This window comes from Flavobacterium aquicola (assembly GCF_003385115.1).
Taxonomy (GTDB): domain Bacteria; phylum Bacteroidota; class Bacteroidia; order Flavobacteriales; family Flavobacteriaceae; genus Flavobacterium; species Flavobacterium aquicola.
On sequence record NZ_QUNI01000007.1, the window covers coordinates 228,630 to 252,712 of the forward strand.

The following is a 24,083-nucleotide window of genomic DNA, read 5'->3' on the forward strand; positions in this document are numbered from 1 at the left end:
ATTAGTAATTTAAAAGATCAATGAAAAATAATTCTATTCCAGATTATTCTGCTTTGTCCTCTGAGGATCGGACCGGAGTGATGAAAATAGCTTTTCTGACTCCTGAATATCCACATCCAAGAACAGGAAGTTCAGGTGGTATTGGTACAAGTATCAGGAATTTAGCGAAAGGACTTTTATCCGAAAATTGTCAAGTTCGTGTATTGGTTTATGGTCAAAAAGAAGAAAGTATTTTTGAAGATGATGGAATTTGCATTCAACAAATAAAAAATGTAAAACTTAAAGGTTTGTCTTGGTATCTGACCCGAAAAAAAATAGAAAAAATTATCAATCAACTCTATAAGGAGAAAAAAATAGATTTGGTCGAAGCTCCAGATTGGACAGGAATTACATCTTTCATTCAACCTAAAAAGTGTCCAATCGTAATAAGACTAAATGGTTCTGACACCTATTTTTGTAATCTAGATGGACGTGCAGTAAAATGGAAAAATAGATTTCATGAAAAAGTAGCACTTAAAAATGCAGATGCTTTACTTTCGGTAAGTCAGTTTACAGCTGATAAAACGAACAAAGTTTTTGGTTTGAAAAAACAGTTTACTATTATTCCCAATTCTATTGATATTACTTCTTTTGAAAGAAGTATGACAATCCCAGAAGTACCCAATACTGTTTTATATTTTGGAAGCTTGATTCGTAAAAAAGGCTTGTTAGAATTGCCATATATTTTTAATGAATTAATAAAGTTAAATCCAGCAGTAAAATTAATTTTAGTAGGCAAGGATGTTCCAGATATTATTTCGGGTTCGTCTTCTACCTGGCAAATGATGCAGCCACTGTTTTCTGAAGAAGCGCTGCAGAATGTAAATTACTTGGAAAGTGTGCCATATCAGGAAATTCAAAAATATATTAATGAAGCAACGGTCTGCGTGTTTCCTTCTTTTGCGGAAGCGCTACCCGTTTCGTGGATAGAAGCTATGGCAATGCAAAAAGCAGTTGTAGCTTCAAATATCGGTTGGGCAACTGATGTAATTGATGATGAAGTTAATGGTTTTTTGATTGATCCTAAAAATCACCTAGAATATGCATCTAAAATAAGTACATTACTCAATAATCCATCATTGCGTCAACAATTTGGAATTCTGGGTAGAGAAAAAGTGATCCAAAAATTTAGTGTTTCAGTTGTAGCAGAACAAAGTTTGGCATTTTATAAATCTTTAATAAAGTAAATTTTGATTTTTATTTATCATAAGAATGCCAAAACAGTAGCTGTTGAATCGGAAAAAGGGCAATCCATTGAATTTGATTCTAAATTAACTGTTGCTGAAACTTTGTATGTTTTAGCTCAGAGATTTGCATCTGAAAAATTGATTTGGTGTCATGTCGATTTGAAGAAACAATTAAATATTGAAGGAATAGAACCTTTATTTCATCACAAAAAAATACTAGTTTCATATAATCCGTCTACTGATTTGTTTTTGGATACAGCTATTGGGTATGTTGATGAAACACCTTTTATAAAGCTGAATAAATCTGTCACTTTTCCAACTTGGCAGATGAGTAGTGCAGTTGGAGGAATTTTTGCCGAAATACTGTTTAAGTTAATTGATTCAATCCCTTTGGACAAAAATTTTGATTATTTTCTATGTTCTTTAGCAAAACTATCTATGTCAAAAGGATTGTTATGTTATTCTGAGCCACGACTCTTGAAGCAAAAGATTGAAACTGCTCCATTAGAAAAAACAAGTAGATACATTCTTTTTCGTTTCGTAAAACAACATTATAGAACTCGATGGGTATTTTTATTGCTAATTAATTTTTTTTTATACGAGCGAAAATTACCCTTTCTACCAGTCTTTTTTTCTCTTTTTTATAAAAACAGAGCTAAGAACAGGATGAGTTCAGACAACGCACTGGAGAATATTGAAGTACAGTCTTTGAAGAGAGTAATCAATAAAGCCACGATAGATATTATTATTCCAACTATTGGAAGAAAAAAATATTTATACAATGTACTGAAAGATTTTTCAAAACAAACTATTTTGCCGAATAACATTGTAATTGTAGAGCAGAATCCGCAAGAGGATAGTATAAGTGAATTGGATTATTTGAAAAGTGAAAATTGGCCTTTTGAGATTCAGCATATTTTTACTCATCAGGCAGGTGCTTGCAATGCTCGTAATTTAGCTTTAAGTCAAACTCATAGTGAATGGGTTTTTTTAGCAGATGATGATAATCGTTTTGAACCGACATTATTGTCAGATGTTTTTGATAAAATTAAGCAGTTTGGAGCTTTAGTGGTAACTACATCGTATCCTCAAAAAAATGAAATTAAGAAACGCTCGAAAGTGATTCAATGGCCTACTTTTGGAGCTGGCAATAGTTTTGTTAGAAGGGATGTTCTAGATAAAGTAAGATTTAATATGTCTTTGGAATTTGGGTATGGAGAAGATGGAGATTTTGGAATGCAATTACGTAATCAGGGTTATGACATTTTGTATTTACCAGAACCGGAAATTTTACATTTAAAAGCACCCATTGGTGGATTTAGAACCAAACCTGTTTTAAAATGGCAAAACGATAGTATTCAGCCAAAACCTTCACCAACAGTAATGTTATATCAAATTAGTCATAATACAAAAGAACAAATTTTAGGTTACAAAACCATTTTGTTTTTTAAATACTATAAACATCAAAAAATTAAAAATCCAATAAAATATTATTTTAATTTTCAAAAACAATGGGAAAGAAGTGTATTTTGGGCTAACGAATTAAAAAGACAAAATGAAGTATAGCTTAATTATTTGCACCTATATGCGTCCCAAACCTTTGCTTCAATTGTTGCAATCAGTTAAGAAACAGACTGTATATCCTGACGAAATTTTGATTATTGATGGATCAACTAATCAGGAAACGGAAATAATTCTGAAGGAAAATCAATTCGATAATTTAAATTATTTTTTGGTAACGGATAATGACAGGGGATTAACCAAACAAAGAAATTTTGGTATTTCCAAGGTCAATTCCAGTTCAGAAATTGTTTGTTTTTTGGATGATGATACCGTTTTAGAGCCTAACTATTTTGAACAATTGCTTCAAACATATAAAGTTTATCCAGAAGCATTGGGAGTAGGCGGTTATATTAACAATGAAACCCAATGGGATTTTGTTGGAGATAATTATACTGCTCCAATTAATGAATTTTGTTTTGATGGCTGGAAAAGAAAAGACGGTTCCCGTTTTATTCTCCGAAAAAAATTAAACTTAGATAGTGATTGTCCTCCGGGTTATTCATCATTATATTCACATGGAAGAAGTGTTGGTTTTTTACCTCCAAGCGGGAAAATATATCCAGTAGAACAATTGATGGGAGGAGTTTCTTCTTTTAGAAAAAATGTGTTCGATACGATACAGTTTTCAACTTATTTTGAAGGTTATGGGTTGTATGAAGATGCCGATTTTACCTTGCGTTTAGCTAAAAAAGGAAAGTTATATCTAAATTCAGCTGCAAAATTGAATCACTATCATAACGATTCAGGAAGACCTAATCAATATCAATACGGTAGAATGGTGGTAAGAAATGGTTGGTATGTTTGGAGGGTTAAGAATCCAAAACCAATGACAATTGATTTTTTGAAATGGCATATGATTACTATACTTTTGACATTGATTCGTTATACTAATATAATTACGGCAGTTAAAAGAAAAGAAGCTTTTACCGAAGCAATAGGGAGAACTGTGGGTTGGTGGAGCTTAATTTTTAGTAAACCAAAATTAAGTAAATGAAAACAATCTTAATTGCTCATAATTACACGGAAGATTCTTTTGCGTATATGAGTTACAATTTGGCACATCATTTAGCTGAAAGAGGGAATAGAGTTGTTTTTATTTCCCATAAGCCATTTTTCAAGGAGATTGAAATTGTTAAGAATGAAATAGGAGAGATTGTTATAATCTCTTGGCCTTCAGATAAAAGACCCACTTCTTTTAAGGATGTTTTATGGTTCTCCAAAATTTATTCAAAATATAAGCCAGAATTTGTTATTGGACATTTTGTAGGTAGCAATATCACGATTTCAATTTCAAAATTAATGTCTTCTGGTAAAGTAAAAACTTTAGCCTATTATCATACTCTATCAAAGCAGATATTAGCAGACAGTAAAACAAGTTTTATTAAGCGAAAAATTCTATTTTTCAGAAAAAAAATATTTTATAAATTATTTTGTGACATAGTAGTATGCCCGTCTGAGTTAGCAAAAAAAGATTTAGAGTCTTTTTATGGTGTTGATAAAGGCGTAGTTGTTTTGAATCCCATGGCTGATAGATTTACGGCTGAAAATGATAAATCTAAGGAGAATATTATCATTTCTTATTTGGGCAGATTAGATGATTCCAAGGGGGTTATAGAGATGGTTAAAGCATTTATATTTTACAAACAGAAAAATGTAAATTCAAAAATTATTGTAAAGATAGCAGGAGGAGGATCCAAACAAAAGGAGATTACTGCATTAATTGATAATGAACCGGCAATGGAATTCATAGGTGGTTTAAAATATAATGAAATAGATAAATTTTTAAGAGATAGTTATTTTGCAATAATTCCTTCAAAATCTGATAATTTACCTACTGTTGGTTTAGAATCCTTGATGAATGGAACACCACTTTTAATATCAAAAGCAACAGGTTTATCGGATTATCTAGTTGATTCGAGAGAATGTTTTAAATTTGAACCTAATGTTAATTCAATAATGGCTTTATTTGAAAAAATCGAAAGTGAAAAATTTAATTATAAAGAAATGAGTATGAATGCTCGGTCTACTTATTTGAATTTATTCAGTTTTGAGAATTATTTCCTGTCGATTTCAAAATTGCTTTCAAAAAAATGAATTATAATGTCATTTTCAGTTTTAAAATAATGATTAATAAATCACGAGGTATATTGTAATAAATAATGTATTGAAAATAAAGGTTATCAAGAAAAGAAATTTAGTATAAGAATCAATGAAATTTGCAATTATCACTCATGTCAACCATACCAAAAAGGAAAACCAGTATTTTGGTTATGCCCCATATGTTCTGGAAATGAATATTTGGTCTAAATATGTTGATGAGTTAATCATCGTTGCACCAATTATTCAAGCTACAAATACGGCAATTGATACTTCATATAATCAAGGAAATATTAAGTTTTTCAAGATTGATAATATTAATTTATTGGATTTTAAATCCATTTTTAATGCGATTTTAAGAATACCAAAAATATGCTGGCAAATTTTCCAAGCTATGAAAGAAGCAGATCATATTCATCTACGTTGTCCTGGGAATATTGGACTTTTGGGTTGTTTTGTTCAAATTTTGTTTCCTAACAAAAAGAAAACTGCAAAATACGCTGGGAATTGGGATCCAAAATCAAAGCAACCTTGGAGTTATAAATTGCAGAAATGGATTTTATCAAATACATTTCTAACCAAAAACATGCAGGTTTTAGTTTATGGTGAATGGGGAAAAAGCACTAAAAATATTAAACCCTTTTTTACGGCAACTTATCCAGAATTAGATAAAAAACCAATAAAATCATTGGATTTAAAAGGGAAAATAAATTTTGTTTTCGTAGGCACATTGGTATCTGGAAAGAATCCTTTGTATGCAATACAATTAATTGAAGCATTGTATAAAAAAGAGTATGATGTATTTTTGGATTTGTATGGAGAAGGAATAGAACGTATTCTTTTAGAAAATTATATTGTAACTAATGGTTTAAAAAATATCATCCAATTGAAAGGAAATCAAAATCAGGAAATTATAAAAACTGCCTATCAAAATAGCCATTTTGTTATTTTGCCATCCAAAAGTGAAGGCTGGCCGAAAGCAATTGCCGAAGGAATGTTTTGGGGTTGTGTTCCTGTTGCAACTCCTGTTTCTTGTGTGCCATTTATGCTGGATTTTGGAAATAGAGGACTATTATTAAAAATGGATCTAGAAAAAGATATTCGAGAATTAGAATGTCTTTTGAATAATGAATCAGACTTTGTGGCAAAAAGGCAAAAGGCTACGGATTGGTCAACAAAATATACTCTTGATGTTTTTGAATCGGAAATAAAAAAAATGCTTACTCGATGAGAATTGTGCAACTAATAGATTCTTTAGAAGCCGGAGGTGCAGAACGTATGGCAGTCAATTATGCTAATGTTTTGGCTGATGAAATTGAATTTTCAGGATTGGTAGCTACCAGAAAAGAAGGAGCATTATTATCTCAAATCAATCCGAATGTTTCGTATTTGTTTTTGAATAAAAAAAAACAGCTTGATTTGATTGCAGTTTTTAGATTACGATCATTTGTTTTAAAAAACAGAGTGACACATATTCATGCACATAGTACCTCTTTTTTTCTGGCTTTTTTGTTAAAATTATTATGTCCCACACTACTGCTAATCAGGCATGACCATTATGGAAATAATGTGTTTTTAGAAAACAGACCTCATTTTGTATTGAAACTTACAAAATCTTTTTTTAAAGGAGTTATTGCTGTAAACCAGAAACTTAAAAATTGGTCTGAAGTGAAGCTGAAATCCAGAAATGTTATTTATCTTCCTAATTTTTCTGTGAAAGCAGCTCAGGAAAAAAGTCACACTTTTCTAAAAGGAACAGAAGGAAAACGGATAGTATCTTTGGCTAATTTAAGAGAACAAAAAAATCATTTTTTTCTATTGAAAGTGGCTCAAAAGCTAAAAGAATCTAATCCAGACTGGACTTTTCATTTGGTTGGAAAAGATTTTGACGATGAATATGCCGTTCAGATAAAACAATTAATCAAAGAATATGCTTTAGAAAATAATGTTTTTATGTATGGTTCCAAACAAGATATAGGAAACATACTTAATCAGGCATCAATTGCAATTTTAACCTCAAAATCAGAAGGATTACCAGTATCCCTTTTGGAATATGGTTTGTATAAAAAAGCAGTTGTTGTTACTCGTGTTGGTGAAATTTCAGCAATCGTTCAGAATGGTAAGAATGGATTTATTGTTGATGCAGACAGAGAAGATTTATTTTATCAATCTTTGGTTAATTTGATTGAAAATGAAATATTACGAACTGATTTTGGTACCGCACTTTATAATACCATCCAAACTGATTATACAGCTGAAAGTATTATTAAAAAATATTTAAATTGGATACAAACAAGTTAAAATGAAGAAAGAAGAATTGTCATATATTTATTTGATATTGTTTCATGCTTCTCTAGGAGTACTGGTATTTGCACTGCCTTTTGTTTCAAAAATATTTACCATTTCAATACTCGCTTTTGGTATTTATTATATTATTAAAAGTAAAAACAGAAACAATGAAGTTCTGGTAATGTCTGCCTATGTTGTTAGTGTTGAGGTTCTTCTAAGGATGACCGATGGGATGCTTTTAAATGAATTTGGTAAATACACAATCCTTATTTTTATTTTTTTGGGGATGATTTACTCTGGATTTACTAAAGCATTTTTGTATTGGTTGTTTTTGCTGTTATTGATTCCTGGAATTGTCTTGGCTACTCTTACATTGGATTTAAATACTGATGTAAGGAAAGCAATCGCATTTAATTTATCTGGACCGGTTTGTTTAGGTATCTGTGCCATATACTGTTATCAAAGAAAAATATCTTTTGATCGATTGCTGGGGGTGATTACAGCCTTTTCTCTACCTTTAATTGCGGTAGCTGTCTATTTGTTTTTATATACACCAAGCGTAAAAGCAGTTGTGACCGGAACACAGTCGAATTTTGAAACTTCTGGAGGTTTTGGTCCCAATCAAGTGTCAACTATACTTGGACTTGGAGTTTTTATATTTTTTGTTCAGCTGGTGCTAAATTCCAAAAGTAAGTTATTACAAATTCTTAATGCAGGATTTGTGATCGTTTTTGCTTTTAGAGGAATTGTAACATTTTCCAGAGGAGGAATATTTACAGCAATAGCTATGGTTTTTATTTTTCTGGGTGTAATGTATTATCAAGCAAATTATAAAACAAAATTTAAAATAGGAATGATTATTATGTTATCGTTTGTTGCAGGAATAGGAGTGTGGGGGTACAGTTCTCTACAGACCAATGGTTTAATTAATAAACGGTATGCCAATCAGGATGCAAGAGGACGTGAAAAGAAAAGTCAGTTATCAGGAAGGGAGGCACTTATGGATTCTGAAATGCAGATGTTTTGGGATAATCCTATTTTAGGCGTAGGCGTAGGCAGGAATAAAGAACTTCGGGAAAAAGAAACAGGGATTGTATCTGCTTCTCATAATGAATTTACCAGAATGCTTGCTGAACATGGTTCTCTTGGTCTTATTGATTTAATTATTTTATTATTTACTCCTGTGGTGTTATTTTTGATTAATAGACAAAATATTTTAGCTCTCTCCTTTTTAGTTTTTTGGCTGCTGACTATCAATCATGCTGCCATGAGATTAGCAGCTCCAGCTTTTGTTTATGCACTTTCATTGCTAAAAGTTTATACTGTTAATACCAGCATGATCCCAAAACAAAAAAATGAATGAACAAAGACGATACCTTTCTTCGCCAATTCTCAATTGCTAGAGTCCGCTAAAAAAGCAAATATTATCTTCGTATGAAAAACCTGCTGTACATAGGAAATAAATTATCTAAACATGGAGCAACTCCTACTACTATTGAAACTCTTGGTCCACTGCTGGAGCATGACGGTTTTAATATTCGGTACAGTTCTTCTCAAAAAAATCAGTTCCTAAGATTACTACACATGTTATGGAGCGTATTTAAATATAGAAAAGCTGATTTTGTCCTTATTGATACATACAGCACAGCCAATTTCTGGTATGCATTCGCAGCTTCTCAGTTATGCCGTTTTTTAAAAATAAAATATATACCTATTTTACACGGCGGTAATTTATCTTTAAGATTGAAGAGGAATCCGAAAATTAGTGAAAAGATTTTCAGATATTCTTTTCAAAATGTTTCTCCCTCACTTTTTTTAATTAATGAATTCAAAGCTGAAGGATATCACAATATAATCCATATTCCCAATACAATTGAATTGGAAAAGTACCCTTTTTTAGAACGGAAAAAAGCTGCTCCCAATTTACTGTGGGTCCGTTCTTTTGCAAAAATATACAATCCTGTAATGGCGGTTGAAGTTTTTGCCCGCTTAAAAAAGAAATACCCTGAAGCTGTACTCTGCATGATTGGACCCGAAAAGGACGGAAGCTTAGCAGAGTCTAAGCAAAAAGCTAAAGACTTGAACGTTAAGGTGTTTTTTTCAGGCAAATTACCTAAGGAGGATTGGATTGATCTATCAAAAAATTATTCTGTTTTTATAAATACAACCCATTTTGACAACATGCCAGTAAGTGTGATTGAAGCTATGTCATTAGGCCTGGCTGTTGTTTCTACTAATGTCGGCGGTATTGCATATTTATTAGAAAACGAAAAAGAGGCCTTACTGGTTCCTGATAATGATATTAACAAAATGGCTGAGGCAATAGTTAGATTGATAGAAGAGCCTAAACTTTTTAGTGAAATTACCACTAATTCAAGAAAAAAAGCAAAACAGTTTGAATGGCAGGATGTTAAGTTAAAATGGCTGACTATTTTAAAATAAAGAAGGTTTGTTTTTTATATAATAACTAACTTGCAACGAAAAATAACTCTGGAGACAATGAGTAATTCAAAAAAAATGCATTTCGAAATATCTGAGCGTAAATTGCTTTTACGAATTTTTGATGTAGTTTTTGTATTACTGGGAATGTATTGTTTAAGTTTTATTTTTAATTTCAATTATTTTCAATTTTCATTAACTAATTATTATTGGATTATTGTTTTAGCCATTTATATTAATGTATTTGGGGCTATTTTTGAAATGTACAATCTTCAAGTCGCAAGCAATAATCTTCAAGTACTGCGAAGCGTAATTTTGACAACTACTTCTACAGTATTAGCTTATTTGCTAACGCCTATTTTTTCGCCTGAATTGCCCAAAAACCGTTTGCAGTTATTATTGTTTTATGTTACTTTTTTTATCATCTTATATGCCTGGAGGATGATTTATCTTCATTTTTTAGCATCTCACAGGTTTGTTCAAAATGCAGTATTAGTTTGTGACAGAGATCAGGTAGAAGAACTTGTTTTAGGGCTGGAAAGTGTTGATCCTCATTATAAAATAATTGGATATATAAATGCAGATAGTGATTCAGCTTCCGACTTGGAATTTCAGCATGTAAAACATATTGAAATAAAAGAATTAACCTCATTTGTTGCTAAAAACAGTATTTCTGAAATAGTGGTTGCCTCACAAAAAACGGATGGAATTACGACAGACTTATATCACCAATTACTTAATTTGTTAGAATCGGGGAAGAGTATTAGAGAATATACCCATATATATGAAAGTAAAGCACAGCGTATTCCAGTTCAGTATATATCAAGAGATTTTTACCGTTTTTTTCCGTTCAGCCGCAGTAACCAGAACAAATTATATCTGCTGTCCATTCGATTGTGTGAAATTGTATTATCGTTAATTGGGTTAAGTATTGGTATCGTTTTAATTCCAATAATTCTAGTAGGAAATGCCTTTTGGAACAAAGGAAAATTGTTTTATACTCAAAAAAGAGTTGGCAAAGACGGAGTCATTTTTAGGATCATTAAATTTAGGACAATGATCAAAAACGCCGAAAAATCGGGAGCAGTGTTTGCCAAAATCAATGATTCTCGAGTAACTAAGTTTGGAAAGTTTTTAAGAAAAACGAGAATAGATGAATTTCCGCAGTTTATTAATATTCTAAAGGGTGAAATGGCCGTGATCGGACCTAGACCAGAGCGACCAGTATTTGTTAATGAAATTGCAAAAATAATGCCTTTTTACGAAACAAGGCATATCATAAAACCTGGGCTTACAGGCTGGGCACAAGTTAACTATTCTTACGGAGAAAAACTGGAAGACAGTTTGATAAAACTTCAATATGATTTGTATTATATCAAACACCGAAGCATTTATTTGGATTTAAGTATTGCTTTTAAAACAGTTTCCACAATGCTGTTTTATAGAGGACAGTAATTAAATAATTATTGGAATACGCTTTTTATTTTTAATAGCTATTCGGAATAGAACAAACAAATTGGTTATAATTATCGGTAAAACGATGATTAAATGAATTTTTGTAATAATGAAACAGAAATACATAATAATCATGACAATGTTTAATGATGCCAATTTGTATATCCATTTTGAATTTTTTGTTATCACAAAATATAGTAAAAGTAAGAGTGTCGGGTTAAACAAAAATATGTTATAATTATATCCCAATTCTTGATGGAATGAATAAAATCCTAAAAAAACAAACAGCAATCCCAATAAAGTTATTATAGATAAATATATATAATCAATACTTTTCTTGTTTATCAGAGTTACAAATGCTAAAATAAAGAGAAAAGTATAACTGTTATTCCACCATGAAACGGGTGCTTCTTCTTCAAAATTTAATATTGTTTTGTTTCCTTTAGATAAAGGCTGATTTTGATAACGAATGAGTTCCAGGCTTTTTTGAAGTTCAGCGGGTAGAAATATTTTTGTCCCCATTTGATCCACTTTTGTTCCAAATACAATACTGGTTCCTAATTTCTCATAAAAGTGATTGTTAAAATAAGGAAACAAAATAGATCTGTAAGTTTGATCAGTATCTGCTTTTTTGATGATTAATTTTGCTTTTAGTGTTTTATTAATCACATCAACCACTTTCGAAGTACAATTATTATCAATGAATTTGTATTGATATAAACGTTCATCAGATAACATGGATTGAGCTAGATTTTTAAATAATTCCTGTTTTAGCTCTAACGGAATGTTTAATTCCTGCTCGTAAACATCTCTTTTCTCATAATTGTACTGATTAATAAAATCGATGTAACGATTGTTAGTTATAAAATAATCCAAATCTCCTTTAGTAAATTTCATTGCAAAATTAGGCGTGCCAAAATCAAATGCACCATAATTGTAGACCACATCAAGATTATTTTCATCATCACGAACTCTTATGGCAGTGTGGCCAAATAAGGAATAAAGTTCGTTCCCAGTACCGCAGGTCATTACACTTACCGATGCGTTTTTTGATAATATTACGTCTTGACAAAATGAATTGTAAATTGAACTCAATAAAAGAAGGCTGACAAATATTTTTTTAAGAGATCTGGTTTTCATTTTGCTGATTTTTTTGATATAAATAAAATTGTATTTTTTAAAGAATTAAAGTTAGTTTCTAAAAAGTGATAAATCAATTTTTAATGAAAATACATTTGAATACAATGCAGTGCTTTGATTTCCTAATGCTGTTAAAGCATAATCAATAGCTATTCCTTTGTATTTGAACCCTAAACCAATGTTGGGCTGAAATCCAATTTTTTCTCCATTGTCTAATTGGGTTACGTGCTGAAAATTGCCAACACCTGCTCTTAGGAAAGCTAAATTGGTATACCCAAATTCTAAACCTATAGCTGGATCGATACTGATAAATTTACTGGAAATTAAGTCATTAGTTTGTGTAAACTGCATATTCATATTTGCGGTAGTCAAAAGACTGTAATCATCGTGAAAAATAAATTTCTTGCCCACTCCCAATTGTGCTTTGGGAAGAGTAATCTCAGAACTCTCGGGTACTTCTTGATTTTCCCCCGGAATTGCATCGGCTATTTTCTGATAAGCTTCTTCGTTGATGTTCCAAATATTGTAAGTAGTAGTAATGTCCCGAAGCATTAATCCAAACTGCCAGTCATTTTTTTCGAATTGTATGCCTAAGTCAAATCCAAATCCCCAAGATGTGGCAAAATCTCCAATTATTCGCCGGATGATTTTAGCATTTACTCCATATTGAAAGCCTGGTACTGGTAGTTTTACTGCATATGAAAAAGTAAATCCGTAGTCTGCAGTTGAGAAAAGCTTGATTCTATTGTAGTCAATATTACCTTCATTATCAATTAATTCAGTGGTGTTCATGATGTCGTCAACGCCAAAACGGATTAACGAAATTCCCCAGGCACTTCGGTCATCAATAGGACTGGCATAAGCGATAAAATCGTATTTAGCAATATTGGCAAAGTAATTAGAATGCATTAAGGAAATTTGATCGTCCTCTAAGTGAATTAGCCCCGCGGGATTCCAATATGAAGAATTAACATCAGAAGTTGTGGCAGTAACTGCATTTGACATTCCCAAAGCTGCAGCATCTACACCAATATTCATAAACTCATTTGAGTATTTTCGAACCGTTTGGCAATAGATACTATTTACTATTAAAAAGAATAAAAAAAGCTGTGTTTTTTTCAAGGGATGTTGTTTGTAAGCTAAAAGCGTTTTAATTATTTCCCAAAAATAAAGTTTTTTGATGATGTAACTGCTTCAATTCAATTAAATACTAATTTTTGTTGCTAAGAATTTAAAATCTCTAAGCAAAACGGGTAACACTTTCGCTTAATGTATTAAATTTGCCAAGCTTATAATTCAATTTAAACACTATGAACATCAAAAAACATATTCCAAATACAATTACGTTATTAAACCTTTTTTGTGGCTGTATCGCTGTCATATTTGTAAGTAAAGACCAATTTGAAATGGCTTTCTACTTTGTTGGTCTCGGAATATTTTTGGATTTTTTTGATGGTTTTTTTGCTCGTCTGTTCAAAGTTTCAGGACCTTTGGGACTACAGCTGGACTCACTTGCCGATATGGTAACAAGCGGCGTTGTTCCAGGATTTGTAATGTTCAAAATGATGCTTTCGAGTAATGTTAACATGAGTGAAGGATATCTTCAGTGTTTTCCGTATTTAGGATTTATCATAACTTTAGGATCTTGTATGCGTTTAGCGAAATTCAACATTGATACTCGCCAAACGGATTCGTTTATAGGATTGCCAACGCCTGCAAACGCTCTTTTTATATTAAGCCTTCCGCTAGTGCTGGAATATTATTCGGCAGGATCATTATTAGTGATTGAAGTCCTGACTGAAAAATGGGTTTTGCTAACAATAACTTTGTTTAGCGCTTACATCTTAAATGCTGAAATTCCTTTGTTTTCTTTAAAAATAAAAAAGTTTAATTTTAAGGATAATGCACTGCAGATTGTGTTTTTAGCCATAGCAGTTTTATTATTGGTTTCTTTGAATTATTTAGCAATTCCATTAATAATTATCTTCTATGTTTTACTTTCAGTAATTAATAATAAGTTTCTAAAAAAGTAGTTTCTGTTTTGGATGAAAAGTAAGAATACAAGAACTTCCTATACTCGTAAACCTAAAAAGAAAGGCACTGTTTTTACCGCTAAATTTTTTGGCAATCTGATACTTGTTTTTTTATTTTTTGTAACAGTATCAGTAATTTACCATTACCGTTCCAGTTTTGCTCATTATTTGGGGTTTAGAACGCATGATACCACCCGAGAGACCGATGTTTTTTCGGAAGCCCGGAATCTAAAGGTTTTAGAAAAAAACGATGGTAAAGTCGTTGGAATTGATGTTTCCGAATATCAGGGAAAAATCCGATGGTCTTATGTAGATACGATCGAAGAAAAATATCCTTTGCAATATGTTTTTGTTAGGGCAACCGTTGGAAAGGATAGACCTGATAGACAGTTTAAAAGAAATTGGCTTGGTGCCAAAGAAAATAAAATGATTCGCGGTGCCTATCATTATTATCGCCCGAACGAAAATTCACTGGAGCAGGCCGAACTTTTTATAAAAACAGTAAAATTAAAAAAAGGTGATCTTCCACCTGTTTTGGATATCGAAAAACTTCCTAAAGAACAGTCAATTGAACGCTTAAAAATAGGCTTGAAACGCTGGCTGAAAGCCGTAGAATTACATTATGGCGTGAGGCCGATAATTTACACCGGCGAAAAATACTATGATGATTTTCTGAAAGAAGAATTCAGTGATTATCTTTTTTGGATAGCCAATTACAATTTTTATCGAGAGGAAATTCAGGACGATTGGCTTTTTTGGCAATTTACAGAGAAAGCCACTGTGCCGGGAATCGATACTAAAGTTGATGTTAATATCTATAATGGAGACTTACAGCAGCTGCAGTATATTGCGGTAGAATAATTTTTTTTGCTTATTTATTTTTGAGAATGACAAATGTTACAATTGCAAAGAAAGCCAAAGCAATAACAGCAGTCAATACCGAATTTGGATTAGCAAAATTGATTGTAAATCCCATTTCTTCGATTTTCTTAGGAGGAAAAATACGCGGATCTTCTTTGTTATAATAGAAAATTCCCCAAATCCAATTGTTGGGGTCATTTTTCCATTTGTCTGAGGTCTCTTTAGAAGGTTCTTTTGATGACATTGTTTTTTTCTTTTTAACAGAAATAAAAACTTAAAACTCCAATTTTTTCTTTCTTAATTCGAAATTTTGTCCAAGATATACACGTCGTACCATTTCGTCTTCAACCAATTCTTCAGGAATACCAGCTTTTAGAATTCCGCCTTCAAACATAAGATAGGTTTTGTCTGTGATAGCAAGGGTTTCCTGCACGTTGTGGTCGGTGATTAGGATTCCAATGTTCTTGTTTTTTAATTGCGCTACGATTCTCTGAATATCTTCTACAGCAACTGGATCAACTCCAGCAAAAGGTTCATCTAGTAAAATAAATTTAGGATCTGTAGCAAGACAGCGGGCAATTTCGGTACGACGGCGCTCGCCACCCGAAAGTAAATCTCCGCGGTTGGTGCGAATGTGTTCCAAACTAAATTCAGCAATCAGACTTTCCATTTTAGCAATTTGTGCTTCTTTAGAAAGTTTGGTTAATTGCAATACACTCAAAATATTATCTTCAATACTTAATTTTCTAAAAACTGAAGCTTCCTGAGCTAAATATCCAATTCCCTGCTGTGCTCTTTTGTACATCGGATAATCGGTAATATTCAAATCGTCAAGATAAATATTTCCTGAATTTGGTTTTACCAATCCTACAATCATATAAAAAGAAGTCGTTTTTCCGGCACCATTTGGTCCCAAAAGACCAACGATTTCACCTTGATTTACTTCTACCGAAATACCTTTTACAACACTTCGGCCTTTGTAGGTTTTTATTAAATTTTCTGCTCTTAGCTTCATTTTTTTAGTTTGATCGTTTTAAATGTTTAATTGTTTAACCGTTTAATCGTTACAATTAACGATTGAACAAATCAACGAATTAACAATTATTTGGTTTCTTCCAAAGCTTCCCAGAATTCATAAGCTCTGCGAAGATGAGGAACTACAATTGTGCCGCCCACTAAGGTTGCTATTCCCATAGCTTCCATCATTTCTTCTTTGGTAACTCCTTCTTTATAACTGGTTTCTAAGTGGTATTTTACGCAGTCGTCACAACGCAGAACAGCCGAAGCTACAAGTCCCAAAAGTTCTTTGGTTTTAACATCCAAAGCTCCTGCTGCATACGCATTGGTATCCAGATTAAAAATACGTTTTACTATTTTATTATTGTCGGCCAATAATTTTTCGTTCATTTTGGAACGGTAATCATTGAATTCTTGTACGATATCAGACATTTGTTTTCTTTTTATTTAATACTACAATTTTTGAAATCAATATACTTACTTCATAAATAAGCAGCATTGGAATAGCAACAATAGTCTGGCTCACAACATCTGGAGGCGTAACAATTGCCGCGACAATCAAGATTATGACAACAGCATATTTCCAATATTTTCGTAAAAATTCTGGAGTTACTAAATCTAATTTTGTTAAGAAATAAATAATTATAGGGAGTTCAAAGAATAATCCGCTGGCCAAAATACTGGTTTTTACCATACCAATATAGGAGTCCAGAGTAAATTGATTTTTGACAACATCACTTATTGTGAACGTAGCTACAAAGTTTACGGACATTGGAATTACAACATAATAGCCAAATATAACACCTAAGAAGAAAAGTAATGAAGAACTAAATATAAATACTTTAGCTCCTTTCTTTTCTTTTTCATAAAGAGCTGGGCCGATGAATTTCCAAACTTCCCATAAAATATAGGGAAAACTTAAAATGAAACCTGCCAAAATACACATCCATACAAAAATATTAACCTGCCCTTCCATCTCAGTATTCTGAATAATAAAAGGCATTTCGGTTATGCAGATGCTTTCGGCGAATCCCAATTGATGTGATAATTCACAGAAATAGCGATAGGTAAAAAAAGTTGGTCTTGTTGGGCCAAATATAATTGTATCAAACAAATAATCACTTACAAAATAAGTTACACAAGCCATGATGACTACAGCTGTTGTGCTTCTAACTAATAGCCATCTTAATTCTTCCAGATGGTCTAAAAAGGACATTTCGCCTAAATTTTTCTTTGCCATTATACAATCCCCTCTTTTAAAATGTCATGTAAATGCAATACGCCTTTATATTCTCCATTGTCTACAACTATTAATTGCGTGATGGAAAAATCTTCCATAATATTGAAAGCATCTACCACCATAGCAGCAGATTGTATTGTTTTTGGACTTTTTGTCATAATATCTTTAGCAGTTAATTCGGCAAAAGTATCTCTGTCGTTGAGCATTCTTCGAATATCACCGTCAGTAATTATTCCGATTACTTTGTTGTTTTCTACAACTGCAGTTACACCTAAACGTTTCTCTGAAATTTCGAAAATTGCTTTTTTGACAGGAGTATCTGGGCCTACTTCGGGTTTTAAAGTATGTTCCAGCATGTCTTTCACGCGAAGCAGTAATTTTTTTCCTAAAGCACCGCCAGGATGATAAACTGCAAAATCTTCAGCTTTGAAATCTCTCATTTCCATAAGACAAACAACTATGGCATCTCCCATAACTAATTGCGCCGTTGTACTATTAGTGGGAGCTAAGTTTAATGGACAGGCTTCTGCATCAACGGTTGTGTTTAAAACGTAATGTGAGCCTTTTGCCAAAAAGGAAGTCATATTCCCCGTCATTCCAATTAATTTATTTCCAAAACGAGTCAGAAGCGGTACTAATGCTTTGATTTCTGGACTATTGCCACTTTTGGATATGCAGATAACAACATCGTCTTTTTGCAGCATTCCTAAATCTCCGTGTATCGCTTCAGAAGCGTGTAAAAATAAGGAAGGTGTGCCCGTGGAGTTAAAAGAAGCTACCATTTTTTGAGCAATAATTGCACTTTTGCCAATTCCGGTTACGATTAATCGGCCTTTAGAATTGAAAATACATTGTACGGCTTCAGCAAAAGTATCGTCAATGAAATCAATTAATTTAGCAATAGATTGGCTTTCTGATTCAATTGTTTTTTTAGCATTGGCCAATATGTTTTCTTTTGTAATCAAAACAGATAGTTTAAAATTTGTAAGTGTAAAAGAAAGTTGTATCTTTATGTGCCGCAAATTTAAATAAAATACCACATATTAAAGAATGAATTCAAACGAAATTGACATAGACAAAGAATTAAAGAAGTATTTTGGATTCAGTAAGTTCAAAGGTCTGCAGGAAAATGTTATTAAAACTTTGCTTAACAAGCAAAATACATTTGTGATTATGCCTACAGGTGGAGGGAAATCGCTCTGTTACCAATTACCAGCTTTAGTTCAGGAAGGAACTGCAATTGTTGTATCTCCTTTAATAGCATTAATGAAGAATCAGGTAGATGCTATTCGAAGCCTTTCTTCCGAGAATGGGATTGCTCATGTTCTAAATTCCTCACTTACCAAAACGGAAATTGCACAGGTTAAATCCGATATTTCAGCGGGGATAACCAAGCTTTTGTATGTAGCGCCTGAGTCCTTGACTAAAGAGGAATATGTTGCTTTTCTGCAGACAGTGCCAATTTCATTTGTTGCAATTGATGAAGCACACTGCATTTCAGAATGGGGACATGATTTTAGACCAGAATACCGAAATCTAAAAAATATTATTAAGCAATTAGGAGAAGTTCCTATAATTGGCCTTACGGCTACTGCAACTCCAAAAGTGCAGGAAGATATCCTGAAAAATTTGGAGATGTCGAATGCTACTACTTTTAAAGCTTCATTTAACAGAGCCAATTTGTTTTATGAAGTTCGTACCAAAACAAAAAATGTTGAATCAGATATCATTCGGTTTATAAAACAGCATAAAGGAAAATCTGGTATTATTTACTGTTTGAGCCGTAAAAAAGTAGAATCCATCGCCGAAGTATTACAAGTGAATGGAATTAGTGCCGTTCCATATCATGCAGGTCTGGATGCTAAAACACGGGCAAAACATCAGGACATGTTTTTGATGGAAGATGTAGAAGTTGTTGTTGCTACAATTGCTTTTGGTATGGGAATCGATAAGCCCGATGTTCGTTTTGTGATTCATCATGATATTCCAAAATCATTAGAAAGTTATTATCAGGAAACAGGACGCGCTGGAAGGGATGGAGGAGAAGGACACTGTCTTGCTTATTACTCCTATAAAGATGTAGAGAAATTAGAAAAATTTCTTTCAGGAAAACCAGTTGCTGAGCAGGAAATAGGTTTTGCTTTATTGCAGGAAGTGGTGGCTTATGCTGAAACTTCAATGTCGAGAAGAAAATTTTTGCTTCATTATTTTGGTGAAGAATTTGACAGCGAAACAGGCGAGGGTGCCGATATGGATGATAACGTGCGTAACCCGAAAACAAAAGTGGAAGCCAAAGATGAAGTGCTGAAGCTGTTGGAAGTTGTCAAAAAAACCAAGCATATTTATAAATCCAAAGAGATTGTTTTTACATTAATTGGCCGTGTAAATGCGGTTATCAATGCTCATAAAACAGATTCGCAGTCATTTTTTGGCTCAGGTTCAAATCATGACGAAAAATATTGGATGGCTTTATTACGTCAGGTTCTTGTCGCAGGATTGCTGACTAAGGATATTGAAACCTATGGTATTATAGAAATTACAAAAGAAGGATTGGCGTTTATGAAAAACCCAGAATCCTTTTTAATGTCTGAGGACCATGAATATAGTGAGTCCGAAGATGACGCCATAATAACTGCTTCAAAATCATCTGGGACAGCCGATGAATTGTTAATGTCAATGCTTCGCGAATTGAGGAAAAAAGTTGCTAAAAAACTAGGTGTTCCTCCATTTGTGGTTTTTCAAGATCCTTCTCTTGAAGATATGGCATTGAAATATCCAATTTCGCAGTCAGAATTAATTAATATTCATGGAGTTGGTGAAGGGAAAGCTAAGAAATATGGTAAAGAATTCATTGAATTAATAAATCGTTATGTCGAAGAGAATGACATTATACGTCCTGATGATTTGGTTGTGAAATCAACCGGAGTGAACTCTGTCAATAAACTGTATATCATTCAAAATATAGACAGAAAATTAGCTCTGACAGATATCGCTTCCGCAAAAGGGTTGAAGATGGACGATTTGATAAAAGAAATGGAACAAATTGTATATTCAGGAACCAAATTGAATATCAAATATTGGATTGATGAAATGCTGGACGACGATCAGCAGGAGGAAATCCATGAATATTTTATGGAATCAGAATCAGATAATATTGAAAAAGCTCTCAAAGAATTTGATGGCGATTATGATTTGGACGAATTACGCCTGATGCGAATAAAATTTATTAGCGAAGTGGCAAATTAAATTTTTTATGAGATTTTTTAAATTATTATTAGTTATCATTTTTTTAGGATCCACCAAGTTATTTGCGACCGGCCAGGTTCCTGATTATTTAATAATAGAAAAAGACACGCTCTTCATACAATCAAATCCGTTAGAAGAATATTTTAAGAATCATCCCATTCCAGACAATTTAATAACTAGCCTTTCCAGTGCAAATTGGAGAGGTTATGTTGCTTATTTTAAGTTTGTAGCTGGGAAATTGGTTGTCGAGAATATTTATAAAGAAGATTTTAAGGAGGATAGTAATGGTAAAACCCAATTTATCAAAACATCTATTTATAAAGATATTTTTGGAGCAAAGCTTAATTTTCCATGTGATTTTTATTCAGGTTTGCTAATATGTCCTTCAGGAGATGTAGTTAAATATGTACATATGGGATATAGTTCTCTTTACCAAAATTATAATCTAATAGAAATAAAGAACGGTAGTACTATCAAATCAAAGAAGTTTACAACTGAAGAGTTTCAGAAGTTTAAAATGGACTATTTTAATTATTATAAAAAGACAGAAGAATATAAAGCTAAAGTTAAGGAGTTTAAGGAAATGGAGCAAGAGACCGACTATCCGGGCAGTTCTTTAAGAGTAGTGCATCCTGGTATTGGGAAAGAGAATAAATCTTTAACGAAAAAAGAAACTGAATTTAAAGCTGACAAATTTATAGAATCGTTTATGTTTGTTTATTTAAGTGATTACATGAAAACAATAGAAGTCCCAAATAATTAAGTATTATGAAAAAAATATCCCCTTTGTTTAAAATAGCTGTTTTGGCAGTATTTTCCATTTTGATTTTTAGTTTTTCAATTGATAAAAAAGAGCAAGATAATAAGTTGGTCGGTATTTGGAAGGGATTTGAAAAAGACAAACAAATAGATGGAATTGAAAAACATTGGATACAGCAAAGATTTGCAGATGGTAATTATGTCATCATGTTTACTGCAAAAGAAAACTGCCAAATAGAGACTTTTACTGAAAAAGGAAAATGGTGGACCAAAGATGGTAAGTTTTACGAATCAGCGGAAGGTACTAAAGATATTGATGTTTATGAATATGAAGTCAAAAATGATGAAGTTGTAGATTTTAAAAGTATTAAGCTGCTTGGAAAAGATGATAATACTTATATATTTAGTGATTATAAGCTTGACTTAAAGTAAAACGATTTTAAAATTCAAAAAAATCCAAATTCAAACAGCTAGAAGTAGTTTTGAATTTGGATTTTTCATTAGAGTTTTACTCTTCATAAACTTCCCCACGATGCGGTTTCAAGGCATCTCTTACCTGAATCATATTTTCCTCAACAACGACCATGTAAGCGGTTGCATACATTTCATTAAAGATTTCAAATCCTGTTATGTTAATCGGCAATTTTTCAATCACAATGTATTCTTTCAAATGTATTTCGTGATGTTCGGCCGTTTTTGCCGAAGCAGGACCACGAAAATCCCATATTAGTTTTATTTTTCTAGACATTATTTTTTTAGTGCAAAGTTTGAAAGAAACAAAGGTACAAAGTCTATTTCTGAAAATGGGTCTTTAAAAAAAGTTAGCCACGAATTCACTAATTAATTTTTTATCAAAATTAAAATTGCACAAATTATGACTTTAAGGATAATTCGTGTCATTAAGACGTAATAATTTACTTCGTCAGTTTGCTTCTTTCGTGTGTAATAATTTGTGAATTCGTGGCTTAAATATTAAAAGTGTATGAGGAAGAACTAATTTCAGTTCAAAATAGTATTTTTGCATCTTCTTTTCATAGAAAGAAAAGCTAATAAATAAGATATGCCACAAGAACTCCTATTACAAGTTTCTCCGGAAATTGCTTCCAACGAATCGTTGCTGAAAGATTATTTGTCCAAACAAATTAAAGTCTCAGTCAAGGAGATACAACACGTGGTTATCTTGAAGCGGTCAATTGATGCACGCCAGAAAGCAATAAAAATCAATTTGAAAGTTTCTATTTATTTGAAAGGCGAACCTTTTCAGGAGTATCAAATAGAACTGCCAGATTATAAAAATGTTGCCAATGCGCAGGAAGTTATTGTAGTAGGAGCTGGTCCTGCAGGACTTTTTGCTGCTTTGCAATTAATAGAATTGGGTTTAAAACCTATCGTAATTGAAAGAGGAAAAGATGTTCGTGGACGCCGCCGTGATTTGAAAGCAATCAATAGAGATCATATTGTTGATGAGGATTCTAATTATTGTTTTGGCGAAGGAGGAGCAGGAACCTATTCGGATGGGAAATTATATACCCGTTCCAAAAAACGTGGTGATGTTACCCGAATATTAGAATTGCTTGTTGCTTTTGGTGCTACCGGAGATATATTGGTAGACGCGCATCCCCATATTGGTACAAACAAATTGCCTCAAATTATACAGGATATTCGGGAGAAAATCATCGAGTATGGTGGACAGGTTTTGTTCGAAACCCGTTTGACCGATATTTTGATTAAAAATAATGAAGTGCAGGGAATCGTAACTCAAAATGGGGATACGATTTTAGCAAATAAATTAATATTGGCTACAGGACATTCGGCGAGAGATATTTTTGAACTGCTGGATAAAAAGAAAGTACTTATTGAAGCGAAGCCTTTTGCCTTGGGCGTAAGAGCCGAACATCCGCAGTCATTGATTGACAGCATTCAATACAGTTGTGATTATCGCGGGGAGCATTTGCCACCAGCGCCTTATTCAATTGTAAAACAGGTCAATGGACGCGGAATGTATTCATTTTGTATGTGTCCAGGAGGTGTTATTGCACCTTGTGCAACAAGTCCGGGAGAAGTGGTAACCAATGGCTGGTCGCCGTCCAAACGAGATCAGGCAACAGCCAATTCTGGAATTGTAATCGAATTGAAATTGGAAGATTTCAAGCCTTTTGCGAAATTTGGAGCCTTGGCCGGAATGGAATTTCAAAAAAGCATTGAACAAAAAGCTTGGCATTTGGCAGGGCACTCGAGCGTAAGCGAACAGGCGAAGCACACTCAAAAAGTTCCTGCGCAGCGAATGGTCGATTTTACACAAAATAAAGTTTCTTCGAATATTCCTAAAACGTCTTATGTTCCAGGAACCACTTCGGTGGAAATGGGACAGGTTTTTCCAGGATTTTTATCGCAGATTCTGCGCGAAGGTTTCACTGAATTCGGAAAATCAATGAAAGGTTATTTGACCAATGAAGCAATATTGCATGCTCCCGAATCAAGAACTTCGTCACCAGTTCGTATTCCTAGAGATTCAATTTCATACGAGCACCTGCAAATAAAGGGATTGTATCCTTGCGGAGAAGGAGCTGGTTATGCAGGCGGAATTATTTCTGCCGCGATTGACGGAGAAAAATGTGCTTTGAAAATTGCTGAGGCTTTGAAAAGTTAGTTAGCTTTCTGAATATTTGAATAATAGAAAAGGCTGTTTCTAATTTTGGAACAGCCTTTTCTATTAAG

The 24,083-nt window shown here is 32.8% G+C and carries 23 protein-coding genes; 15 read left to right on the top strand and 8 right to left on the bottom strand.

The window, feature by feature from the left end; all coding sequences use genetic code 11:
* Positions 1 to 20 precede the first annotated feature (20 nt).
* The 9 genes from C8P67_RS13790 to C8P67_RS13830 all read left to right on the top strand — a co-directional run bounded on the left by C8P67_RS13790 (position 21) and on the right by C8P67_RS13830 (position 11,069).
* Positions 21 to 1,226 (top strand): glycosyltransferase family 4 protein, encoded by a 1,206-nt coding sequence (locus tag C8P67_RS13790; protein ID WP_317125456.1) that lies wholly within the window; start codon positions 21 to 23, stop codon positions 1,224 to 1,226.
* 3 nt (positions 1,227 to 1,229) lie between these two features.
* Positions 1,230 to 2,792, top strand: a complete 1,563-nt coding sequence (locus C8P67_RS13795) for a glycosyltransferase family 2 protein (protein ID WP_115813743.1) — start codon at positions 1,230 to 1,232, stop codon at positions 2,790 to 2,792.
* Positions 2,782 to 3,783, top strand: coding sequence for a glycosyltransferase family 2 protein (locus C8P67_RS13800; protein ID WP_115813744.1), 1,002 nt, complete (start codon positions 2,782 to 2,784; stop codon positions 3,781 to 3,783). The genes C8P67_RS13795 and C8P67_RS13800 overlap by 11 nt, the downstream gene beginning before the upstream one ends.
* On the top strand, positions 3,780 to 4,883 hold the full coding sequence (locus C8P67_RS13805) for a glycosyltransferase family 4 protein (RefSeq protein ID WP_115813745.1): 1,104 nt from the start codon (positions 3,780 to 3,782) through the stop codon (positions 4,881 to 4,883). The genes C8P67_RS13800 and C8P67_RS13805 overlap by 4 nt, the downstream gene beginning before the upstream one ends.
* A 115-nt stretch (positions 4,884 to 4,998) precedes the next feature.
* Entirely contained in the window at positions 4,999 to 6,117 is a 1,119-nt protein-coding gene (locus tag C8P67_RS13810; protein ID WP_115813746.1) for a glycosyltransferase, read from the top strand.
* Positions 6,114 to 7,187 carry a glycosyltransferase gene (locus tag C8P67_RS13815; protein WP_115813747.1) on the top strand — a complete coding sequence of 358 codons (1,074 nt, stop codon included), beginning with the start codon at positions 6,114 to 6,116 and terminating at the stop codon, positions 7,185 to 7,187. The genes C8P67_RS13810 and C8P67_RS13815 overlap by 4 nt, the downstream gene beginning before the upstream one ends.
* A gap of 1 nt (position 7,188) precedes the next feature.
* The gene (locus C8P67_RS13820; protein ID WP_115813748.1) at positions 7,189 to 8,538 is read left to right on the top strand and encodes an O-antigen ligase family protein; all 1,350 of its coding nucleotides are present in this window, start codon (positions 7,189 to 7,191) and stop codon (positions 8,536 to 8,538) included.
* 71 nt (positions 8,539 to 8,609) lie between these two features.
* Positions 8,610 to 9,617, top strand: coding sequence for a glycosyltransferase family 4 protein (locus tag C8P67_RS13825; RefSeq protein WP_115813749.1), 1,008 nt, complete (start codon positions 8,610 to 8,612; stop codon positions 9,615 to 9,617).
* 57 nt (positions 9,618 to 9,674) lie between these two features.
* Entirely contained in the window at positions 9,675 to 11,069 is a 1,395-nt protein-coding gene (locus tag C8P67_RS13830; RefSeq protein ID WP_115813750.1) for an exopolysaccharide biosynthesis polyprenyl glycosylphosphotransferase, read from the top strand.
* On the opposite strand, the gene C8P67_RS13835 is transcribed toward C8P67_RS13830, so the two are convergent.
* Together C8P67_RS13835 and C8P67_RS13840 are read right to left on the bottom strand one after the other, a co-directional pair.
* A complete protein-coding gene (locus tag C8P67_RS13835) occupies positions 11,070 to 12,209 on the bottom strand; it encodes a lipoprotein N-acyltransferase Lnb domain-containing protein (RefSeq protein WP_115813751.1) in 1,140 nt (379 codons plus the stop codon).
* 51 nt (positions 12,210 to 12,260) lie between these two features.
* Entirely contained in the window at positions 12,261 to 13,331 is a 1,071-nt protein-coding gene (locus tag C8P67_RS13840; RefSeq protein ID WP_449403986.1) for a putative type IX sorting system protein PorV2, read from the bottom strand.
* 188 nt (positions 13,332 to 13,519) lie between these two features.
* Between C8P67_RS13840 and C8P67_RS13845 the strand changes: the two genes are divergently transcribed.
* Positions 13,520 to 14,242 carry a CDP-alcohol phosphatidyltransferase family protein gene (locus tag C8P67_RS13845; RefSeq protein WP_115813753.1) on the top strand — a complete coding sequence of 241 codons (723 nt, stop codon included), beginning with the start codon at positions 13,520 to 13,522 and terminating at the stop codon, positions 14,240 to 14,242.
* A 12-nt stretch (positions 14,243 to 14,254) separates the two neighbouring features.
* Entirely contained in the window at positions 14,255 to 15,103 is an 849-nt protein-coding gene (locus C8P67_RS13850) for a glycoside hydrolase family 25 protein (protein ID WP_115813754.1), read from the top strand.
* 10 nt (positions 15,104 to 15,113) lie between these two features.
* On the opposite strand, the gene C8P67_RS13855 is transcribed toward C8P67_RS13850, so the two are convergent.
* From C8P67_RS13855 to C8P67_RS13875, 5 genes are all read right to left on the bottom strand, one after another.
* Entirely contained in the window at positions 15,114 to 15,347 is a 234-nt protein-coding gene (locus C8P67_RS13855) for a DUF5808 domain-containing protein (RefSeq protein WP_115813755.1), read from the bottom strand.
* Positions 15,348 to 15,377: 30 nt separating this feature from the next.
* Positions 15,378 to 16,118 (bottom strand): LPS export ABC transporter ATP-binding protein, encoded by a 741-nt coding sequence (gene lptB, locus C8P67_RS13860; RefSeq protein ID WP_115813756.1) that lies wholly within the window; start codon positions 16,116 to 16,118, stop codon positions 15,378 to 15,380.
* An 86-nt stretch (positions 16,119 to 16,204) separates the two neighbouring features.
* A complete protein-coding gene (locus C8P67_RS13865; protein WP_115813757.1) occupies positions 16,205 to 16,552 on the bottom strand; it encodes a carboxymuconolactone decarboxylase family protein in 348 nt (115 codons plus the stop codon).
* On the bottom strand, positions 16,545 to 17,360 hold the full coding sequence (gene tatC / locus C8P67_RS13870) for a twin-arginine translocase subunit TatC (protein ID WP_115813758.1): 816 nt from the start codon (positions 17,358 to 17,360) through the stop codon (positions 16,545 to 16,547). The genes C8P67_RS13865 and tatC overlap by 8 nt, the downstream gene beginning before the upstream one ends.
* Entirely contained in the window at positions 17,360 to 18,325 is a 966-nt protein-coding gene (locus C8P67_RS13875; protein WP_170141469.1) for a KpsF/GutQ family sugar-phosphate isomerase, read from the bottom strand. Before C8P67_RS13875 ends, tatC begins: the two co-directional genes overlap by 1 nt.
* An 85-nt stretch (positions 18,326 to 18,410) precedes the next feature.
* Here C8P67_RS13875 and recQ point away from each other — a divergent pair, with 85 nt between their 5' ends.
* Genes recQ through C8P67_RS13890 form a run of 3 tightly spaced genes read left to right on the top strand, consistent with a single transcriptional unit; the run spans position 18,411 to position 21,797 of the window.
* The gene (gene recQ, locus C8P67_RS13880; RefSeq protein ID WP_115813759.1) at positions 18,411 to 20,606 is read left to right on the top strand and encodes a DNA helicase RecQ; all 2,196 of its coding nucleotides are present in this window, start codon (positions 18,411 to 18,413) and stop codon (positions 20,604 to 20,606) included.
* 7 nt (positions 20,607 to 20,613) lie between these two features.
* A complete protein-coding gene (locus C8P67_RS13885; protein WP_115813760.1) occupies positions 20,614 to 21,369 on the top strand; it encodes a hypothetical protein in 756 nt (251 codons plus the stop codon).
* Between the two features lie 5 nt (positions 21,370 to 21,374).
* Positions 21,375 to 21,797, top strand: coding sequence for a hypothetical protein (locus tag C8P67_RS13890; RefSeq protein ID WP_115813761.1), 423 nt, complete (start codon positions 21,375 to 21,377; stop codon positions 21,795 to 21,797).
* A gap of 76 nt (positions 21,798 to 21,873) precedes the next feature.
* Here the strand turns inward: C8P67_RS13890 and C8P67_RS13895 are convergent, their stop codons facing one another.
* Positions 21,874 to 22,113: a hypothetical protein gene (locus C8P67_RS13895; protein ID WP_115813762.1), complete on the bottom strand. Its 240-nt coding sequence runs from the start codon at positions 22,111 to 22,113 to the stop codon at positions 21,874 to 21,876.
* A gap of 312 nt (positions 22,114 to 22,425) precedes the next feature.
* On the opposite strand from C8P67_RS13895, the gene C8P67_RS13900 reads away from it, so the two are divergent.
* Positions 22,426 to 24,015: an NAD(P)/FAD-dependent oxidoreductase gene (locus C8P67_RS13900; RefSeq protein ID WP_115813763.1), complete on the top strand. Its 1,590-nt coding sequence runs from the start codon at positions 22,426 to 22,428 to the stop codon at positions 24,013 to 24,015.
* Positions 24,016 to 24,083: the final 68 nt, after the last annotated feature.

Coding starts and splice junctions, on each gene's coding strand:
- C8P67_RS13810 (WP_115813746.1), top strand. CDS start 4,999: ATGAAATTTGCAATTATCACTCATGTCAACCATACCAAAAAGGAAAAC.
- C8P67_RS13800 (WP_115813744.1), top strand. CDS start 2,782: ATGAAGTATAGCTTAATTATTTGCACCTATATGCGTCCCAAACCTTTG.
- C8P67_RS13845 (WP_115813753.1), top strand. CDS start 13,520: ATGAACATCAAAAAACATATTCCAAATACAATTACGTTATTAAACCTT.
- C8P67_RS13820 (WP_115813748.1), top strand. CDS start 7,189: ATGAAGAAAGAAGAATTGTCATATATTTATTTGATATTGTTTCATGCT.
- C8P67_RS13805 (WP_115813745.1), top strand. CDS start 3,780: ATGAAAACAATCTTAATTGCTCATAATTACACGGAAGATTCTTTTGCG.
- lptB (WP_115813756.1), bottom strand. CDS start 16,118: ATGAAGCTAAGAGCAGAAAATTTAATAAAAACCTACAAAGGCCGAAGT.
- C8P67_RS13835 (WP_115813751.1), bottom strand. CDS start 12,209: ATGAAAACCAGATCTCTTAAAAAAATATTTGTCAGCCTTCTTTTATTG.
- C8P67_RS13825 (WP_115813749.1), top strand. CDS start 8,610: ATGAAAAACCTGCTGTACATAGGAAATAAATTATCTAAACATGGAGCA.
- C8P67_RS13890 (WP_115813761.1), top strand. CDS start 21,375: ATGAAAAAAATATCCCCTTTGTTTAAAATAGCTGTTTTGGCAGTATTT.
- C8P67_RS13900 (WP_115813763.1), top strand. CDS start 22,426: ATGCCACAAGAACTCCTATTACAAGTTTCTCCGGAAATTGCTTCCAAC.
- tatC (WP_115813758.1), bottom strand. CDS start 17,360: ATGGCAAAGAAAAATTTAGGCGAAATGTCCTTTTTAGACCATCTGGAA.
- C8P67_RS13855 (WP_115813755.1), bottom strand. CDS start 15,347: ATGTCATCAAAAGAACCTTCTAAAGAGACCTCAGACAAATGGAAAAAT.
- C8P67_RS13815 (WP_115813747.1), top strand. CDS start 6,114: ATGAGAATTGTGCAACTAATAGATTCTTTAGAAGCCGGAGGTGCAGAA.
- C8P67_RS13850 (WP_115813754.1), top strand. CDS start 14,255: ATGAAAAGTAAGAATACAAGAACTTCCTATACTCGTAAACCTAAAAAG.
- C8P67_RS13885 (WP_115813760.1), top strand. CDS start 20,614: ATGAGATTTTTTAAATTATTATTAGTTATCATTTTTTTAGGATCCACC.
- C8P67_RS13830 (WP_115813750.1), top strand. CDS start 9,675: ATGAGTAATTCAAAAAAAATGCATTTCGAAATATCTGAGCGTAAATTG.
- C8P67_RS13895 (WP_115813762.1), bottom strand. CDS start 22,113: ATGTCTAGAAAAATAAAACTAATATGGGATTTTCGTGGTCCTGCTTCG.
- C8P67_RS13865 (WP_115813757.1), bottom strand. CDS start 16,552: ATGTCTGATATCGTACAAGAATTCAATGATTACCGTTCCAAAATGAAC.
- recQ (WP_115813759.1), top strand. CDS start 18,411: ATGAATTCAAACGAAATTGACATAGACAAAGAATTAAAGAAGTATTTT.
- C8P67_RS13790 (WP_317125456.1), top strand. CDS start 21: ATGAAAAATAATTCTATTCCAGATTATTCTGCTTTGTCCTCTGAGGAT.